Annotated in this window: 23 protein-coding genes; 17 read left to right on the top strand and 6 right to left on the bottom strand. The window is 58.5% G+C overall.

Annotated elements, in window-relative coordinates:
* Positions 1-2: 2 nt before the first annotated feature.
* Positions 3-764 (top strand): bestrophin-like domain, encoded by a 762-nt coding sequence (locus LJD29_RS02905; RefSeq protein ID WP_446744256.1) that lies wholly within the window; start codon positions 3-5, stop codon positions 762-764.
* Positions 765-914: 150 nt separating this feature from the next.
* On the opposite strand, the gene LJD29_RS02910 is transcribed toward LJD29_RS02905, so the two are convergent.
* From LJD29_RS02910 to LJD29_RS02920, 3 genes are all read right to left on the bottom strand, one after another.
* Entirely contained in the window at positions 915-1,649 is a 735-nt protein-coding gene (locus LJD29_RS02910) for an RNA methyltransferase (protein ID WP_446744257.1), read from the bottom strand.
* A gap of 32 nt (positions 1,650-1,681) precedes the next feature.
* Positions 1,682-2,131, bottom strand: a complete 450-nt coding sequence (gene mscL, locus LJD29_RS02915; RefSeq protein ID WP_446744258.1) for a large conductance mechanosensitive channel protein MscL — start codon at positions 2,129-2,131, stop codon at positions 1,682-1,684.
* Between the two features lie 165 nt (positions 2,132-2,296).
* A complete protein-coding gene (locus LJD29_RS02920; RefSeq protein ID WP_446744259.1) occupies positions 2,297-2,539 on the bottom strand; it encodes a hypothetical protein in 243 nt (80 codons plus the stop codon).
* A 277-nt stretch (positions 2,540-2,816) separates the two neighbouring features.
* Between LJD29_RS02920 and LJD29_RS02925 the strand changes: the two genes are divergently transcribed.
* Positions 2,817-3,059 (top strand): permease, encoded by a 243-nt coding sequence (locus tag LJD29_RS02925; RefSeq protein ID WP_446744260.1) that lies wholly within the window; start codon positions 2,817-2,819, stop codon positions 3,057-3,059.
* Between the two features lie 25 nt (positions 3,060-3,084).
* Here the strand turns inward: LJD29_RS02925 and mtnA are convergent, their stop codons facing one another.
* From mtnA to LJD29_RS02940, 3 genes are all read right to left on the bottom strand, one after another.
* On the bottom strand, positions 3,085-4,137 hold the full coding sequence (mtnA, locus tag LJD29_RS02930) for an S-methyl-5-thioribose-1-phosphate isomerase (protein WP_446744261.1): 1,053 nt from the start codon (positions 4,135-4,137) through the stop codon (positions 3,085-3,087).
* 519 nt (positions 4,138-4,656) lie between these two features.
* The gene (locus LJD29_RS02935; protein WP_446744262.1) at positions 4,657-4,947 is read right to left on the bottom strand and encodes a YXWGXW repeat-containing protein; all 291 of its coding nucleotides are present in this window, start codon (positions 4,945-4,947) and stop codon (positions 4,657-4,659) included.
* Positions 4,948-5,158: 211 nt separating this feature from the next.
* On the bottom strand, positions 5,159-5,584 hold the full coding sequence (locus tag LJD29_RS02940; RefSeq protein WP_446744263.1) for a BrxA/BrxB family bacilliredoxin: 426 nt from the start codon (positions 5,582-5,584) through the stop codon (positions 5,159-5,161).
* A 339-nt stretch (positions 5,585-5,923) separates the two neighbouring features.
* Between LJD29_RS02940 and LJD29_RS02945 the strand changes: the two genes are divergently transcribed.
* The 15 genes from LJD29_RS02945 to LJD29_RS03015 all read left to right on the top strand — a co-directional run bounded on the left by LJD29_RS02945 (position 5,924) and on the right by LJD29_RS03015 (position 15,538).
* Positions 5,924-6,763 carry a tyrosine-type recombinase/integrase gene (locus tag LJD29_RS02945; protein ID WP_446744264.1) on the top strand — a complete coding sequence of 280 codons (840 nt, stop codon included), beginning with the start codon at positions 5,924-5,926 and terminating at the stop codon, positions 6,761-6,763.
* A 368-nt stretch (positions 6,764-7,131) separates the two neighbouring features.
* Positions 7,132-8,004: a DUF7666 domain-containing protein gene (locus LJD29_RS02950; protein ID WP_446744265.1), complete on the top strand. Its 873-nt coding sequence runs from the start codon at positions 7,132-7,134 to the stop codon at positions 8,002-8,004.
* A complete protein-coding gene (locus tag LJD29_RS02955) occupies positions 8,004-8,381 on the top strand; it encodes an A1S_2505 family phage non-structural protein (RefSeq protein ID WP_446745869.1) in 378 nt (125 codons plus the stop codon). Before LJD29_RS02950 ends, LJD29_RS02955 begins: the two co-directional genes overlap by 1 nt.
* Complete coding sequence (locus tag LJD29_RS02960; protein WP_446744266.1) at positions 8,378-8,797, top strand: hypothetical protein; 420 nt, start codon at positions 8,378-8,380, stop codon at positions 8,795-8,797. Before LJD29_RS02955 ends, LJD29_RS02960 begins: the two co-directional genes overlap by 4 nt.
* Before the next feature lie 2 nt (positions 8,798-8,799).
* Positions 8,800-9,129 (top strand): hypothetical protein, encoded by a 330-nt coding sequence (locus LJD29_RS02965; protein ID WP_446744267.1) that lies wholly within the window; start codon positions 8,800-8,802, stop codon positions 9,127-9,129.
* Between the two features lie 137 nt (positions 9,130-9,266).
* Entirely contained in the window at positions 9,267-9,686 is a 420-nt protein-coding gene (locus tag LJD29_RS02970; protein WP_446744268.1) for an HNH endonuclease, read from the top strand.
* Positions 9,629-9,964, top strand: coding sequence for a hypothetical protein (locus LJD29_RS02975; RefSeq protein WP_446744269.1), 336 nt, complete (start codon positions 9,629-9,631; stop codon positions 9,962-9,964). Before LJD29_RS02970 ends, LJD29_RS02975 begins: the two co-directional genes overlap by 58 nt.
* Positions 9,965-9,967: 3 nt before the next feature.
* Positions 9,968-10,723 carry a DNA cytosine methyltransferase gene (locus LJD29_RS02980; RefSeq protein WP_446744270.1) on the top strand — a complete coding sequence of 252 codons (756 nt, stop codon included), beginning with the start codon at positions 9,968-9,970 and terminating at the stop codon, positions 10,721-10,723.
* Entirely contained in the window at positions 10,704-11,489 is a 786-nt protein-coding gene (locus LJD29_RS02985; RefSeq protein WP_446744271.1) for a DNA cytosine methyltransferase, read from the top strand. The genes LJD29_RS02980 and LJD29_RS02985 overlap by 20 nt, the downstream gene beginning before the upstream one ends.
* Complete coding sequence (locus LJD29_RS02990) at positions 11,486-11,863, top strand: RusA family crossover junction endodeoxyribonuclease (RefSeq protein WP_446744272.1); 378 nt, start codon at positions 11,486-11,488, stop codon at positions 11,861-11,863. Before LJD29_RS02985 ends, LJD29_RS02990 begins: the two co-directional genes overlap by 4 nt.
* A gap of 2 nt (positions 11,864-11,865) precedes the next feature.
* On the top strand, positions 11,866-13,053 hold the full coding sequence (dnaN, locus tag LJD29_RS02995; RefSeq protein ID WP_446744273.1) for a DNA polymerase III subunit beta: 1,188 nt from the start codon (positions 11,866-11,868) through the stop codon (positions 13,051-13,053).
* Complete coding sequence (locus tag LJD29_RS03000) at positions 13,050-13,571, top strand: hypothetical protein (protein WP_446744274.1); 522 nt, start codon at positions 13,050-13,052, stop codon at positions 13,569-13,571. The genes dnaN and LJD29_RS03000 overlap by 4 nt, the downstream gene beginning before the upstream one ends.
* On the top strand, positions 13,568-14,131 hold the full coding sequence (locus LJD29_RS03005; RefSeq protein ID WP_446744275.1) for a sigma-70 family RNA polymerase sigma factor: 564 nt from the start codon (positions 13,568-13,570) through the stop codon (positions 14,129-14,131). The genes LJD29_RS03000 and LJD29_RS03005 overlap by 4 nt, the downstream gene beginning before the upstream one ends.
* Before the next feature lie 113 nt (positions 14,132-14,244).
* Positions 14,245-15,264, top strand: coding sequence for a hypothetical protein (locus LJD29_RS03010; protein WP_446744276.1), 1,020 nt, complete (start codon positions 14,245-14,247; stop codon positions 15,262-15,264).
* On the top strand, positions 15,209-15,538 hold the full coding sequence (locus tag LJD29_RS03015; protein ID WP_446744277.1) for a hypothetical protein: 330 nt from the start codon (positions 15,209-15,211) through the stop codon (positions 15,536-15,538). Before LJD29_RS03010 ends, LJD29_RS03015 begins: the two co-directional genes overlap by 56 nt.
* Positions 15,539-15,549: the final 11 nt, after the last annotated feature.

The following is a 15,549-nucleotide window of genomic DNA, read 5'->3' on the forward strand; positions in this document are numbered from 1 at the left end:
CGATGGGCATCTTCCTGGAAGTGATACTCACGCTCATGGTCGCGATCGTGGCCTGCATCGAGATCGGCCGCCATCTGCGGCGGCATGTAAGAACGGACAAGACCAGCTCCGAACTGACCGTGATCGATGGCGCAATCTTCGGCCTGCTGGGCCTGCTGCTGGCGTTTGCTTTCGCCGGCGCGGATTCGCGCTTCGAGGCCAGAAGGCAACTCATCGTGCAGGAAGCGAACGATATCGGAACAGCCTATCAACGTCTCGACCTGCTGTCCGAGGAAGCGCAGCCCCAGCTTCGCCAGGACATGCGTGATTACACCGATGCCCGCATCCGCTATTTCCAGGCATTGAATATAGATCAGGAAGCGACACGGGAAGCGTCCCGGCAGATAGAACGGTTGCAGCAGAAGATGTGGAAAGAAGCAGTGATTGCGGCCAAAGCCACCGCCTCGCCTGGCGTTCTCACGCTTGTGCTAGGTTCCATCGGAGACATGACGAGCACGGCCACCAAACGTTCCGCGGCACTGCAGACCCATCCTCCGCCAACCATCTACCTGCTCCTGTTGATACTGGCGCTGGCAAGCGCGCTGGTCGCAGGTCACGGCATGGGCGATACGGTGAGGCGGCCATTTCTGCACACCATCGTGTATGCGCTTGCCCTGACAATCACGATTTCCGTGATTGTTGACCTTGAGTATCCTCGCGCCGGCCTCATTCGTGTAGACCGCTACGACCAGATGCTGATACAGCAGAGATCGAGCATGAATTAGGCGGAAGCATCCACGATCCTGAACCGGCAATCGTGACATGGTGAGACCCTGGCAGGTGCGGATTTTAGCCTGCACCTCTGTCACGCCAATAAAAACCGGCTTCATCCCCTGAGGGAAACCCCTAGTTTCGCAACCAGCAGCATCGGCGAACTAATCCTTTTTGTGCAGAAGTGCCCGCTGCATCTTCCCGAGCATGCCCGTCCATGTTTCCGCATCGGACGAATCCAGCCCCATACGCAGGATCATGCGGCGGACCTTCTCCGCGGCAGCTGCCTCCGTTTGCGGCTGAGTGTAACCGCTGGCCTTCAACGCCTCGAGCAGACTTTGATTGAGCCGCTCTAACTCCGCTCCTGTTGCCGCAGCGGAATTCTGCGGCGGCACGGAAAGAGCGCCGCCGCGAATCAGTTCGTACAAGCAAACGGCGACCGCCTGCCCCAGGTTCATCGAACCATGCTCCTCACGCGTGGGGATGCGCATCAGCCAATGGCAGTGGTTGAGATCCTGGTTCGAGAGGCCGCGCTTCTCCGATCCGAAGAGAATGGCCGCCTTGCCTGCGCCGAGATGCCCTGCCAGCAAGGGCCCTCCTTCGTCGAGTGGATGTACCGCCTGCTCAACCTGCCGCGATTCGAGCGCCGAGGTCCCGACGACCAACCTACAGTCGGCAATAGCTTCGGCCAGGCTCGAGAACTCCTCCGCCTGCTGCAAAAGCTGAGGCGCGCCCACAGCGGAGCGCGCCTCGCGAAATGACAGTTCGTATGTATTGACCACGCGCAGATGGGTGAAGCCGAAATTACTCATCGCCCGTGCTGCCGCGCCGATGTTGAGCGGGTTGCGTGCCGCCACCAGCACCACCCGCAGATTGCTCCGTTGTTCTAGTGTCAGCAAGTCTGCATTTTACGGCAGAACCTGCGCAGCGACTAAGCCGCTACTGCCGGAATCGGTTCGGCACAATGCGCGCAACGTGTGGCCGCGATGGGGCAATCGCTGAGGCACTGCGGGCAGGGGCGCGTCTTCGGCGGCTCCGCCTTGGCCGGGTGGAACTTCGCAAGCAGCTTCTGCATCGGCAGCACGATGAAGAAGTAGATAACCGCCGCATTCAGGAGGAAGCTGATCAGATTATTGAGGAAGAGTCCGTACTTGATGACACCGGCGTTCTTGCCGGGATCGCCAAGAACGGAGGGATGGAAATTCAGATTCCACACCAGGGCGGAGAAATCCGGTTTACCGATAATCGCGGCGACGAAGGGTGTGATGATGTCAGTGACGAGGGAATTCGTGATCGCTGCGAAGGCTGCACCGATGATCACGGCGACCGCCAGATCGACAACGTTTCCACGAAGAATAAAATCCCGGAATCCCTTCAGCATAGGCTCGCTCCTTGGGGTTTTTTAAGTTTGAAAATAAAACAAGACGCACCGTAACGATGCCATCCTACCGCACATCGATGGTCTCAACGAGCAATTTATGGGGCGAAATTTATTTCATTTCTATGAGATGCGAAGATCTTCAACGCCGTTGAAGATCGGCCAGCGCTATCGCGATCTGATCTGCGTCCCCAGCGAATCGCAGATGTCGCGGTACCGCCGCACGTAGCGGAAGTCTGTAAAGAGCGTCGCCGCGGCAATCAACAGGCAGAAGAAAAGAAACCATCGCTGCGACTTTTCCTTATGACGCGCCATAAGCCGGAAGCAGATCGAGATGAGGAATGCGGCAACGGTCGCCAGCACAGTAAGCGGAGCCAGCTTGTTACAGTCAATGCCCGCTGACGGCTTCATGTACCAGACGGAGCCTGCCGCGACTCCCAATGCCAGCACAGCGACCGATACAAGACGAAATGGAAAATGCGGACGATCCAGGGCACGGCTCCTTCAAGCAGCTTCTTTGCGTGATTGTCTCATCTGCCCGGCGGTGTCCTCTCGAAGACAACCACCCGGCCAGGCCTGCCCTCGATTGGGTAAAGTGGTACGGACAGCCACCACGCAGCGCTGCCGACTCCGGATGCTCCATCCAGTTCTCAATCTCCGTGCACGCTCTCTGGTTCGAGGAACCGTGATGGTGCTCTTCGCTCTGGGTATCGCTTTTCCGCTCGCGGGCTTTCCGCACACGCACGCATCGCTGCTGCTCGTCATCCCCGCTGTACTGGGCCTATGGGGAACCTACGAGACTTCGCGATGCCTGCGCCTGCGTTGGAGCTTCTACCATGGGGGCGTGCTGCTGCTGCTCTACATGGATGTCATGGCGCTGGCCATGATTTTTTTCCTGCTGCTCTACCCTTATGCCGGCTGGCTGCAATGAACCGGACGGCCGCTCCTAAAGATGACTAAAGAGCGGCCGGTTCCAGCTCACGCAGGGATTCCGCGTAAGGCGCGCGCAGCACACCGCGCTCTGTAATGATGGCGGTGACGTATTTGGCAGGCGTGACGTCGAATGCCGGGTTGACGATGCCTACACCCTGAGGCGTCAATTGCTTGCCGCCATGATGTGTCACCTCGACCTGCGCCCGCTCTTCGATCGGAATGTCCTCACCGGTCGCGGTCTGCACATCGATCGTCGACCAGGGCGCTGCGACATAGAACGGAATGCCATGTTCCTTCGCCAGCACGGCAACGCCGTAGGTTCCAATTTTGTTCGCGACATCCCCGTTTGCGGCGATGCGGTCCGCACCTACGATCACGGCGCTGATCTGCCCTTTGCGCATCAGGCTGGCAGCCATGTTGTCGCAAAGCACTGTGGTTGGAATATCGTCATGCATCAGTTCCCATGCCGTCAGGCGCGCGCCCTGCAGGAAGGGCCGCGTCTCATCGGCAAAAACACGCAGGCGGCTTCCCTGCTCGACCGCAGCGCGGATGACACCAAGTGCCGTTCCGTAGCCGCAGGTAGCAAGCGCTCCGGCATTACAGTGCGTAAGCACGCCGCCGTCAGTTGGCATGAGCGAAGCGCCATGAGCGCCCATCTCACGGCAGGCCTGGATATCTTCGTCGTACATGCGAAGCGATTCTTCCTTCAGGCCCTGCGCTACTGACTGAACAGTCGCACCCGGCTCTGCCGCCAGCGCAAGGTAACGCTGGCGCATGCGTTCGATCGCCCAGAAGAGATTCACCGCAGTGGGCCGCGTCCCGGCCAGAGTGTTGCAGATCTGTTCAAACTCCGGCTTCAGGGCATTGAGATCGGCCGCTTTGCTCTGCCTTACTCCCAGAGCGACACCCATCGCGGCTGAAACACCAATCGCCGGTGCGCCCCTAACGACCATGGTTGTAATGACTTCGGCAACCTGGTTGTAATCTTTCGCCAGTACGTACGTTTCTTCGAGCGGCAATACACGCTGATCGAGAAAGCGCACCCCTTCATCGGTCCATTCGAGGGTCAGTATCATCTTGGGAATAGTTTAAATGGTCTGAGTGAAATATTTTTGAGCCTGGCTAACCCGAGCCAATGTGACGGCATCAAAATTGTGTACAGTAAATTTGTAACATATCAAGGTAACTTCCGAGTAAGTTAGTGTATAAGTGACTGCATGTGACCACCGGCTCGGAACATTAGGGTACCGTGGTATTTACCTTTAAAATGTCCCTGTCCGGATTAATTCTCAGCAGTGCATCTCTGAAATAGGTAGTAAGCTTAGTCGCCCATGAGTAAACAGAAAAAAAACTGTCCAAACTGCAGCGAAGTTGAATTGACACGCGTCGGCCGGCACGGCTTCCTTCAGGAGCATGTCTACCCACGCTTTGGCATGTTTCCATGGGAGTGTGGGCAGTGCCGCCAGGTCTTTCTGCTGAAATCGCGAGGCCGCAGTTATCGAAAAGCCGGGCCGGTCGGCTCCTCTAAGTAAACCCGGTACTCTTCCCAAGTAATGAAGAAAGGCCTGATGCATCGGCATCAGGCCTTTTCGTCTCTAGCGCCAGTGTCCTTCGATCCAGACCCAGCCACCGCCACGCTCACGCCAGTGCCCCGGTACCCAGACAACACCCGGACGCGGAGGTGCGACCCATGCACCGGGCATCCAGACATAGCGATGTCCGTCCCAGCGATGATAACCATCATGCCAGGCATAGCGAGGGCCGGGAGCCGGAGGGCGATGCTCGTAGATCGGGGCCGGAGGCCTTACGTGCACGATCACCTGTGAAAACGCCGCGCCGGTGCTGAAGAGCGCCGCAGCGGCCAGGATCAGAAGGTTCTTCTTCATGGGTTCTCCTTGATTCGTTCAGAGTTCAATCGACCTGGGAAGCTCATTGGCCCAGGTCTTTTCTACTGAACACGGATGCGCCAAGAACGTCGCGCGGAAATCTCTTTTCTTCGAACACAATTCTTAAAGATCGCTATTGGTAATGTATTCCGCTACAGAAAACAATAGCCCCGCTCAGAGGCGGGGCTATTGCAGCTACAAAAGAACAAAATTAGGCGGTAGCAGGCGTGCAGATCTCGTTGAAGGCCCGTGCAAGTTCCTGCGCGATAGCCTGTGCGGGATTCGATTCGATGACGAAGCGCTGCATCAGGTAAACCATCTTGCCGTCACGCATGATTGCGATAGCGGGAGATGTGGGGGGCTGGCCTTCGAAATAGGAGCGGGCGCGTTCGGTGGCTTCACGGTCCTGGCCGGCAAACACGGTGATCGCCTGATCGGGCGTGACGGCATTCTGCAGAGCGAGACGAACACCAGGGCGCATCTTGCCTGCTGCGCATCCGCAGATCGAGTTCACAACTACGAGGGTAGTGCCGGGCTTGGCCAACGCTGCATCGACCTCTTCCGCGGTGCGGGCTTCCTTGATGCCAGCGCGGACCAGCTCTTCGCGCATCGGGATCACCATAATTTCTGGATACATGCTAAATCTCCTCAAAACAAAAGGTTTATATCGTATTGAATTAACTTGTACGACCAATGTACGATGGTGTGCATGCTGACGCTCTACCGGCGCCATTCTGCCGATTGCCCCAAGAAGTCTGACCGTTTTTGGAAACGTTGCTCATGCGCTATGTGGGTCGAAGGTACAACTGATAATGGTAAGTATATTCGCCGTTCTCTTAAGACCTCAAGCTGGGAAAAGGCTACCCTTCGACAGCGAGAGATCGAAGATGCCGGCTCGGATGTGGCTAACCGCGCAAAGCGGGTTACCGTGCACGAGGCCGTTAGCGATTATCTAAAAGATGCGGAAGTCCGCGGAATGGTTCCAAGTTCCATTCGTCAGTTCCGGGCCGTCTACGAGTCTCAATTTCTCGCCTGGTGCAACCAGGAGAACTACCGACTGATCGCCGAAATTGACCTCGCAGCGCTTCGCGCCTTCCGGAACACATGGGAAGATCAGTCATCCCGCACCCGGCACACCAAGCAGATCCGGATGAAGCAATTCTTTCGCTTTTGCGTTGCGAATGGATGGATCAAGGAAAACCCAGCGATGGGCCTCACGAGAATTAAGGTCGCGCAGTCCCAGACGAACTACTTCCGACCAAAGGAGATGGAGAAGCTGCTTAATGCTGCATTGGCCAGCGATGCCCGCAATGATCACCGTGGCGGGAAGCGTCTCCATGCGCTGATTCTGCTGATGCGGTGGAGCGGCCTGCGAATCACGGACGCTGTCACGCTGGAGCGATCGCGTGTCATTAATGGCCAACTGATGCTCTACCAGATGAAGACGGGTACACCTGTCCGTGTTCCGCTTCCATCGAAGGTTCTCGAGGCCCTCGAAAACGTTCCGCCCGGCATGGCGTCTCATCCCGATTATTACTTCTGGAGCGGCAACGGAAAGAAAGAGACTGCAGCCGATGTCTTCCATAAAGCATTCCGCAGGCTCGCATCTAAGCACTTCGCGGGCAAGCGAGCCCACCCTCACATGCTGCGCGATACATTTGCAGTCGAGCTGCTGCTCGCGGGCGTTCCGCTGGATCAAGTTTCAAAACTGCTCGGCCATTCCAATGTGTCAATGACGGAGAAGCACTACGCGCCCTGGGTTGAGGCTCGAATGACTCAGCTCGAAAATAGTGTGCGCGCATCCTGGTCAGCGTGAGCGCATGCGCTGGTGGACCCGGATCAGGACGCTCTCCGGGATCCGCATCGACATGTAACCAGTCCTACCAACCTTCCCCTCCCTGCCCCACGTCAGCACGCCCGGTTCTTTCCCGAATACCCTCCTCACGGTCTGCTCGCTGACCGCCCAGATCTTCGCCACTTCCAGTGCTGTGTAGTGCTTCTCCAGCGCTGCCACAGGAAAATCATGGTGTGATACTTCGCCTCTTTGCAGGTTCGCCATAGTTTTCACCAATACCTGAAATTTTCGGTTGACATCGGGAATAAACAGCCTTAATGTCCCTCTCAGTGTCACACCTACTGTGACAGTACGGTATGACAGTAATCCGAATACTGCAAGGGAAATTTATGGCGATTAAGGTCAGCTCCCAACGAGCGTTTTCTACCGGAATAGCGAAGAAGCGGACAAAGAAGACGGCAGTGAAGGCTGCCGAGGTGGCACCGGAAATGGTGCTGGCATTACGTACCTGCGACAAAGACATGAAGGCCTATGGTGGCTTTCAATGGCCGAAGACTGGTCGTGTAGAAGCTCCGGACTGGAAGAAGACGAAGGAATGCGGTCACGGACTGCACGGTCTACTTCGTGGCCAGGGTGATGGGGGCCTTCTGAGCTGGGAAGTGGACGCTGTCTGGATGGCTGTTTGGGTTCAGGCGGACCTTGTCGTTGAGCTCGACGGCAAAGTGAAATTCCCCTGGTGCGAGATCGCCCTCGTCGGTGACCGGAAAACTGTTACAGATTTTCTGGTTGCTAACGGCTGCACTGGCGTTGTCGGAGGCACGGCGACCGCAGGCCACTCCGGCACGGCGACCGCAGGCTACAAGGGCACGGCGACCGCAGGCCACTCCGGCACGGCGACCGCAGGCTACAAGGGCACGGCGACCGCAGGCGACTACGGCACGGCGACCGCAGGCTACAAGGGCACGGCGACCGCAGGCGACTACGGCACGGCGACCGCAGGCCACTCCGGCACGGCGACCGCAGGCTACAAGGGCACGGCGACCGCAGGCGACTACGGCACGGCGACCGCAGGCTACAAGGGCACGGCGACCGCAGGCCACTCCGGCACGGCGACCGCAGGCGACTACGGCATTCTCAATATCCGCTATTGGGACGGAAATCGTGAGCGCATTGCCACGTTCTATGTCGGCGAAGATGGCATCGAGCCAAACGTGCCGTATCGCGTGGATGGCGTTGGCGCTGCCGTGAAGGCGGTGAAATGATGCCGACTTCTTCCATCTTTGTTTTCGGATCCAATCTCGTGGGTGCGCACGGCGGAGGGGCTGCTGCGCACGCATTTCACCACTATGGGGCTGAACTGGGCGTCGGAGAAGGCCCCACTGGTCAGTCCTATGCTCTTCCGACAATGGACGAGCAGATCTCTCCCCGGAATCTCGTTGACATACGCGCGAGCGTTGAGCGCTTCCTACGCTACGCGGCAGAAAACCCCGGCAACGTGTTTCGGGTGACCCGAGTTGGATGCGGCATAGCGGGTTTCACGGACGCCGAGATCGCCCCGATGTTCTCAGGCGCTCCTCAAAATTGCGAGTTCGACCCGGCGTGGGCTTCGTTTGGGTTGAAGACATGGAGGTCGGAATGAGCATTCGGCATCGTGCTCTCAATCTGGCCGGTGTAACTCCCTACCGGTTCCGTGTGCTCGACTGCGGCCGTGCCGTAATTGAGCGATTTGACTTCCGCGAGAGAGAGTGGCTCGCGCTGCACTTCGATGACTCCCTTGTCCATGGTTTCGGGGAGATGTTCCACCTGATGTCGCGCTTCCATAGCAAGCCGGCAAAGGTGGTGTGCTCTCACTGCGAGCAGGTGCTCGACCAGCCGCAGATGCGCCGGGGCAAGGTGCTCTGTGATGAGTGCGACGCCTTCTGGCAAAAGGCCAATGCTCCCTATAGAAAGCACGGCACCGCAGCCACGTTCTTCATGCTGGGAGTGGTCGTTGCTGTGCTTCTTTGCGCTGTTTCGTGGGTCTACGCGATATCTCAGGCAGGGGGTACGAAGTAGCGATGCAAGGACAGATTGCTCTCTTCTCCGAAGCGGTTCCGCTGGCGCAGTTCGACGGCGAAACCTATGAGCCGATGCTTGATCAGCGGCGGCTATCAACCCAGCTCGAGGCTATCCGTGAGCTGATGCTCGACAACGTGTGGCGTACGCTCCCGCAGATCGTCCTGGCTCTGCGTTCGCGTAAGGGCATCCATGCAACCGAGCCCGGCGTATCAGCTCGCCTGCGGGATCTGCGTAAGTCGAAGTTCGGCGCTTACAACGTCGAGCGGCGCCGGCAATCTGATCACTTCTTCGAATACCGGATCGCTCCCTCTGCGGAGGTGCAGGATTGAAGCCGCACATCCACCGCATAGCAACCGGCTGGGTTTTGAACGCCCAACTTGAATCCGGCAGTGTGTCGTTCTGCCGGAGCACCTTCCCCGCGATTCTTAATTGCCTTCGCGCTCTTCGCTACTCGGAGGCACGGTAAATGATTTACCCATACCCGAAACCGCCAAAGGGCCTCAGGCCTGGTCGGGTGAGCCGCTGGAACAAGTCAGACGGCAAGCATGTCGAGATCTGCAGGGACTCGGAAGAGTGGCTGAAGCAGCGTGAAGCGGTAGGAGCGCGGGCTGGCTGGTGCTGTGAGAACTGCGGGGAACCGGCTCCGCTCCACGACCAGGAGATACAGCGCGAAGAGGGCGTGATGTCTTCGATCCTTCGCGCAGGCCAGGCAGCTCACATCAATGCTCGCAAGATGGGCGGCGGTTCACGCAACGACAAGACGGAAAACCTGGGATGGCTCTGCTTTATGTGCCACCACCTCGAAACCATCGGAAAGCTGAAGATCAAATGGGAATTACTGATAAGCCGCCGGTCCAGCAATACACCCGCGGCCTCTACGAAGTAACCGATACACCGGTAGCCTTTCGCGTGAGTTCCCGCGCTGTGTGGCGCTCCTACGAGCCCGGCAATCCTCGCTACGCTCCCGACTACGCGAAGCACAACTATACGGTGCGGCTGACTCCGGATCGCCGCTCTGATGTGCTTTGCCTCTCTGAGTCGAAGTTTGTCGGTATCGAGTACCAGACGAACTGCTCTGCCTGCGGCGGCTACACCATTCTCCATTTCCCTGCAGATTGGACACCCAGGCCGGTTTCCGCGCGCTGCGGTGTCTGCGGACTCTAGCCCGTGAAATATCTCGACGTTTGCTCTGGAATCTCCGCGCCCACTGCTGCATGGAAGCCTCTCGGCTGGAAGGCTGTTGCCTTCGCTGAGATCGAGAAGGCTCCTTCGGCAGTCATCGCGCACCATTACGCCGATACGCCCAACCTGGGCGACATGACCAAGTTTGAGGAATGGCCCGATTATGCAGATCTCGATGTTCTCGTCGGAGGAACTCCCTGTCAGTCATACAGCATCGCCGGAAAGCGCAAGGGGCTGGCTGATCCACGCGGCAGGCTCATGCTCTCGTATCTGGGAATCGCTCGTCGCTATCGGCCCCGCTGGGTGGTGTGGGAGAACGTCCCCGGTGTTTTGTCATCGAACGGAGGCCGGGATTTTGGAACCTTCCTCGGGGCGCTGGGCGAGCTCGGGTATAGCTTCGCCTACCGAGTGCTTGACGCTCAGTACTTCGGAGTGGCTCAGCGACGCGAGCGTGTGTTCGTTGTCGGACATCTTGGAGATTGGCGACGTGCCGCAGAAGTACTTTTTGAGCGCGAAAGCCTGCGGTGGCATCCTGCGCCGCGCCGCGAAGCGCGGGAAGACGTTGCCCCAACTCTTAGCGCTCGCACTTCGGGCGGTGGTGGACTCGGCACGGACTTCGACTGCGACGGCGGACTGATCGTAGGGGGGGGGCAGTCAGATTGCGAACTGCCTCACCACGCATCAGGTGAAGGGCGGCGATCCCACCACGGACAACTATGTGGTGACTGGGGGTTTCTTTGACCAGCCAGCGCATACTCTTCGCGCGGACGGCTTCGACGCCAGCGAAGACGGCACTGGACGCGGTACGCCGCTTGTTCCTATTCCATTCGACACCACGCACATTACCAGCCCCACGAATCGCAGCAATCCGCAGATTGGAGATCCTTGTCACCATCTCGCGGCGCAGGCGCATGTTCCCGCAATCGCCTTCTCCTGCAAGGACTACGGAGCGGACGCAGGCGATATCTCGCCGACGCTTCGCAGCATGGGTCACGACAAGAGCCATGCGAATGCTGGTGGTCAGGTCGCCGTGGCGATGAATCTGCGCGGCCGTGACGGCGGAGCGATGCCGGAGCTTTCAGACCTGGCAAGTCTTCGCGCAGCCGATGGGGGCTCCTCACGCAGCTATGTTTTGCAGGATGTCGCAGACACGCTCACTTCGTCTTGGCATGAAAGCAACGGAGCTACCCCCGGAAACAACGTCGGATTGGTAAACGCCGTACTCAGCGGCTGGCGCGTGCGCCGCATAACGCCCCGCGAAGCGGAGCGCCTGCAGGGATTTCCGGACGACTTCACGCTGGTTCCCTATCGCGGCAGGATGATGGCCGACGGGCCGCGCTACAAGATGCTCGGCAACAGCATGGCCGTGCCGGTCGTGCGCAAGATCGGTGAGCGCATCGCCATGGTGGACCGACTGACGCGCAGTGCCTGCATTCCTTGCGAGGGGTGGGGAGACTACCTCGGCAAGACGTGTGAGCAGTGCGATGGTGCTGGGGTGATCGCATGATCAGGCTCACCGTCCGCGGCATCCCGCCCAGCGTGAATCACTACCGCGGCCTCAATCGCCGTACGGGTCGCTTCTATGTGCGCCCCGCTGCGATCGGCTTCAAGGCTGATGTTGCGCACGTGCTCGCCGGTCGCCAGATGCCGAAGGCGAAAGCTTACCTGGTCGAGTCGGTGATCTATCTGCCCAAGGGTAAGCGTGGAGACGCTGACAACTTCAACAAGGTCATTCTCGATGCCCTGCAGACAGCAGGCGCATTCACTAACGATTCGCGCGCCAAGCGGGTAGAGACAGAAGTCCGTCGCGATTGGCTCAATCCTCGCACTGAGATCACTATCTCGGTGTTCGACCCAACCCCTAACCCGAAGTCCAGGTGAATATGGCTACTGCCGAGGTTCTTCCCGTAACTGAAACTGCTGTGAGTGCGCAGAGCGCGACGCAGCTTGAGATTGTCGTTGGCCGTGCCGAGCTGATGTCAGAGCTCTCCGTCCTGGTGCGCGTCGTAGAGCGCAATACGACCATCCCCATCCTCGCCAACCTTCTGCTCGATGCCAGTGAGCCGGGTGAAGACCCAATCCTGCAGGCTACGAATCTTGACCAGAGCATTACGACAAGCCTAAAGGCTCAGGTGCGTCACTGTGGAAAGTGCGCTATCCCGGCCCGCAAGCTCCACGACTACGTAAAGCTACTGAATGGCCCAGAGGTAACGATCCGGCAGGAAGACAACGGATGGGTTAGCATCCGCTGCGGCCGCGCAAAAACGAAGATGGTCGCGCTCGCCGCATCGAACTTCCCGCAGTTGCCCGAGATGCCGCAGGACGATTTAGTTCGGCTCGGTGGCTCGATGGTTCAGGACTTTATCAAGAAGGTCTCTCCGTCGATCAGCAATGTGGAATCGCGGTACGTCCTCAACGGCGCCCTGGTGAAGATCGATGGTACATCGCTAGAGATGGTCGCTACCGATGGTCACCGTCTCACTATCGTTCGTAATGTCGGCGCTCAACTGCCGCATCATCCCTTCCAGCTTCTGGTGCACGTAGACGCACTTGCGGAGCTTCAATACCTCGCCCAGCACAGCACCGCGGAGGTGGTACTGGTCGCCGAAACGCCCGAGACAATCTTCTTCCGCACCGGCCACCGCACGCTGAGCACCCGCAAGCTCGCCGGCCAGTTTCCCAATTACTCCGCAGTGATTCCGAAGGGCGAAGGCGCATCGGTTCATATCGATGTGACCACGGTGCTCGAATCCGTGAAACGCTGCCTGGTGTTCACGGACAAGGAAGCGACCGCCCTCGCGCTGCACATCGAAGAGGAGACTCTGCGTATCTCGAGCGCGGCGAAGGATCTTGGCCAGACAGAAGAGCAGATCGACATCCTCGGCGGCCCCGCGGAAAAGGTCAGCGTGGGCTTCAATGGCGAATACATCCGCGACTTCCTTGAACTGGTGGACGGAAGCGTCGAGTTCCGGTTCGGCGACGGTAGGAGTGCGGCATTGTTTACCTACCGCACGGATGCCGGTGTCGAGATGCTGCACGTTGTTATGCCGATGCGACTGGGGGGCAAGTGAGACCGGCCAAGCGCATCATTGTCCACTCTCTAATCGAGGCGGAACGCTCCCTGGTGGCGTTCCTGCTTCGCACGCGGTTGATTGCCAACGTTGTCGAAACCGACAGCGCTGTATCAGTCATTCGACACCTCAACGACGGCTGGGACCTGCAGTTGGACGAAAACTCCTATCGCTGCGTAGTGGTTATCCATGAGGGGCGCACTGCATCGGCCAAGGCTGCGACGGATGCCCTTCTGGACGCCATAGACCTTGGGCATCCCACGGTTCCGGTGATGCTGCTAGATCTGCCGGTGATTTACGACAACTCAGCACTCGCTGATCGGGTAGTCCATGGTGCATACGATGCGACCCTTGTCCTCGAAGGGGTGCGGGACATCTGGACGCGGAAGACTGGTCCGAAGCTCGCGCCGCGGAAGAGCAATGCAGGGCGACCGGAAAGTGAAGATGAGGACCGCGTTGAACACCTCATGTCTCTGGCCGCCGGGAATAAACCTCAAACCGCTGGAGTTTCGCTGTGAATGAATGCCCTGAGAAGTACCTGAATGTTGTTCGCAAGATCGCCTGGTCCCTGTACGTAACGCTACCCAGCGGCATCGAGATGGACGATCTGGTCGGTGACGGATGCGTGGGCCTCATGAAGGCATATCGCTCTTATAGGGCCGACAGGGAGATTCCCTTCATAGCCTACGCGTATCCCCGGATCAAGTCGGAGATGCTGCAGGGGCTTCGTAACCGCGGTGACTGGCGTACGGCTGTCGGCCGGCTCAAGTCGGCTCCGCAACTCTCCCTGGATGAGCCAGTGGGAGACGGGCCGCCGGCAGTCAGCACCCTTGTGGACAGGAACGGGCTCGATCCAGAAGAGTCGCTCCTGCGCATGGAGCAGTATGCCGGCCTGCGCTCCATGGTGAATGCACTTCCATCTCGCCAGAGAGCGATGATCGAGGACCTTTATTTCCGTGAGCTGGACTATGCGGAAGTGGTTCGCAACACAGGATTGACCAAGCAGGGAGCATACACGGCGCGCAAGCGGGCCATCAGTGCTCTTCGGCAGCAGTCGCCCAGTTTGAAGCAGCTTTGAGTTTGGGCTAACGCAGCCCCAGCTCCTGAATCCAGGCACCACAAGCAGAAGGAATCACCTATGGATTACAAGAGAGAGCGCCCATCGCAATCCCCCAGAACGCGGGGTGTACGGTGATCATCAACGAAGCTGGCCTTTTCAGTGGCGAGCGGCTTGCTAACTGCTCAGACGAAGCACAGCTACACTGGCCGCGCCTGATGCTGTTGTCGAATGGCTTTGGGCGAGTCGAGCTGAATGCCGCCGGGATTCTCCGTAAGGCGTATGCATCGCTCCGAAAGAAGCCCACGCCACAGCAGCTCTCTGCGTGGATCAAGGAATATCAGGATAACTTCCTGCTGTTTGTCTACCGCGCGCCGAATGGTGCAATGTGGGGCCAGTGGATGACGCCCCAGAAGGCGTTGAAGCGCTTCAAGACCCAGGCTGATCGCGAAAGTCCTGCGCCCGACGAGGCCGCCCTTCAACGGTATCAGGCGCTCTATGTTGAAACGATCCGCAGTAATTCTTTGGCAATTGACTCATTCCATGAGATTTCCGAAACATGCGGAAATCTTCAGAAGGATTCTGAAGAGCGCGAAACAGTTCAGAACACTTCTGAAGAGTGCGGAAAATTTCCGCTAGGTGTAGGTGTTGGTGTAGGTGTTGGTGTAGGTAAGAACAAAGACAACTACGTTTGCGCAGAGGCAAGCTCTGCGCCGACCGCTCCTAAGCCGAAAATCGCCGGTACTCTTCCTGTAATCGACGGATCTGACTTCGAAATCACCGTAGACGATCTCGTGCAGTGGCGTGGCTTCTATCCTGCCCTCGACATTGACCAGCAGTTTCGCAGCATGAAGAGCTGGCTGATCAGCAATCCCAAAAACAGAAAAACGCGCTCGGGAATGACGCGTTTCATCGACAACTGGCTCCGCCGGGAGCAGGACCGTGCGCCTCGTGCAGGCGCGAATGGAGGGTATTCGCATGGAAGCGGCAATCGTGCCCAGGACAGAACCAACGGCAATCGCGCTGCAGCAGAAGCGGCACTCGCTGGGCTTATGGCTGAGCTTGATGGTGGGACTGGCGGAAGCGCGACAGGCTTCGGTGAGCGAGGAGACACAGAAGCTCTACGTGAAACACCTGCAGGAGTTCCCAATTGAAGTCGTCAAGGAAGCAGTGAAGCGGATTGCGCTGGAGCCCCGTAGAGACGGCGAGACGGCCTTTCCGCCCCTGGCAGTCGTCCACGCACGAGCGAGGGCCGTAAAGGCCGAATTTAAGCGAAGAGAGCTGGTCGAGGAGGAGAGGCGCAAGGACGAAGAAGAGTTTCTGAAATGTGTGAGTGAGTGGATGGAGGATTTCGGCTGGTCAGTGGCAGAGATAGCGAGCCGGTTCCCATCCAGGGCGAGGTTGCTGAGAGAGCGATGGCAGGCGTGATCTATCTCGGG

Origin of the sequence: Silvibacterium acidisoli, from assembly GCA_022870745.1 — a bacterium.
Taxonomy (GTDB): Bacteria; Acidobacteriota; Terriglobia; order Terriglobales; family Acidobacteriaceae; genus Silvibacterium.

Excerpts from the sequence above, each read along its gene's own strand:
- LJD29_RS02920 (WP_446744259.1), bottom strand. The coding sequence starts at position 2,539 with ATGAAGCCGTCAGCGGGCATTGACTGTAACAAGCTGGCTCCGCTTACT.
- LJD29_RS02925 (WP_446744260.1), top strand. The coding sequence starts at position 2,817 with ATGGTGCTCTTCGCTCTGGGTATCGCTTTTCCGCTCGCGGGCTTTCCG.
- LJD29_RS02960 (WP_446744266.1), top strand. The coding sequence starts at position 8,378 with ATGAGCATTCGGCATCGTGCTCTCAATCTGGCCGGTGTAACTCCCTAC.
- mtnA (WP_446744261.1), bottom strand. The coding sequence starts at position 4,137 with ATGATACTGACCCTCGAATGGACCGATGAAGGGGTGCGCTTTCTCGAT.
- LJD29_RS02955 (WP_446745869.1), top strand. The coding sequence starts at position 8,004 with ATGCCGACTTCTTCCATCTTTGTTTTCGGATCCAATCTCGTGGGTGCG.
- LJD29_RS02950 (WP_446744265.1), top strand. The coding sequence starts at position 7,132 with ATGGCGATTAAGGTCAGCTCCCAACGAGCGTTTTCTACCGGAATAGCG.
- LJD29_RS02975 (WP_446744269.1), top strand. The coding sequence starts at position 9,629 with ATGGGAATTACTGATAAGCCGCCGGTCCAGCAATACACCCGCGGCCTC.
- dnaN (WP_446744273.1), top strand. The coding sequence starts at position 11,866 with ATGGCTACTGCCGAGGTTCTTCCCGTAACTGAAACTGCTGTGAGTGCG.
- mscL (WP_446744258.1), bottom strand. The coding sequence starts at position 2,131 with ATGCTGAAGGGATTCCGGGATTTTATTCTTCGTGGAAACGTTGTCGAT.
- LJD29_RS02935 (WP_446744262.1), bottom strand. The coding sequence starts at position 4,947 with ATGAAGAAGAACCTTCTGATCCTGGCCGCTGCGGCGCTCTTCAGCACC.
- LJD29_RS02965 (WP_446744267.1), top strand. The coding sequence starts at position 8,800 with ATGCAAGGACAGATTGCTCTCTTCTCCGAAGCGGTTCCGCTGGCGCAG.
- LJD29_RS02905 (WP_446744256.1), top strand. The coding sequence starts at position 3 with ATGGGCATCTTCCTGGAAGTGATACTCACGCTCATGGTCGCGATCGTG.
- LJD29_RS02945 (WP_446744264.1), top strand. The coding sequence starts at position 5,924 with ATGGTTCCAAGTTCCATTCGTCAGTTCCGGGCCGTCTACGAGTCTCAA.
- LJD29_RS02940 (WP_446744263.1), bottom strand. The coding sequence starts at position 5,584 with ATGTATCCAGAAATTATGGTGATCCCGATGCGCGAAGAGCTGGTCCGC.
- LJD29_RS02970 (WP_446744268.1), top strand. The coding sequence starts at position 9,267 with ATGATTTACCCATACCCGAAACCGCCAAAGGGCCTCAGGCCTGGTCGG.
- LJD29_RS02990 (WP_446744272.1), top strand. The coding sequence starts at position 11,486 with ATGATCAGGCTCACCGTCCGCGGCATCCCGCCCAGCGTGAATCACTAC.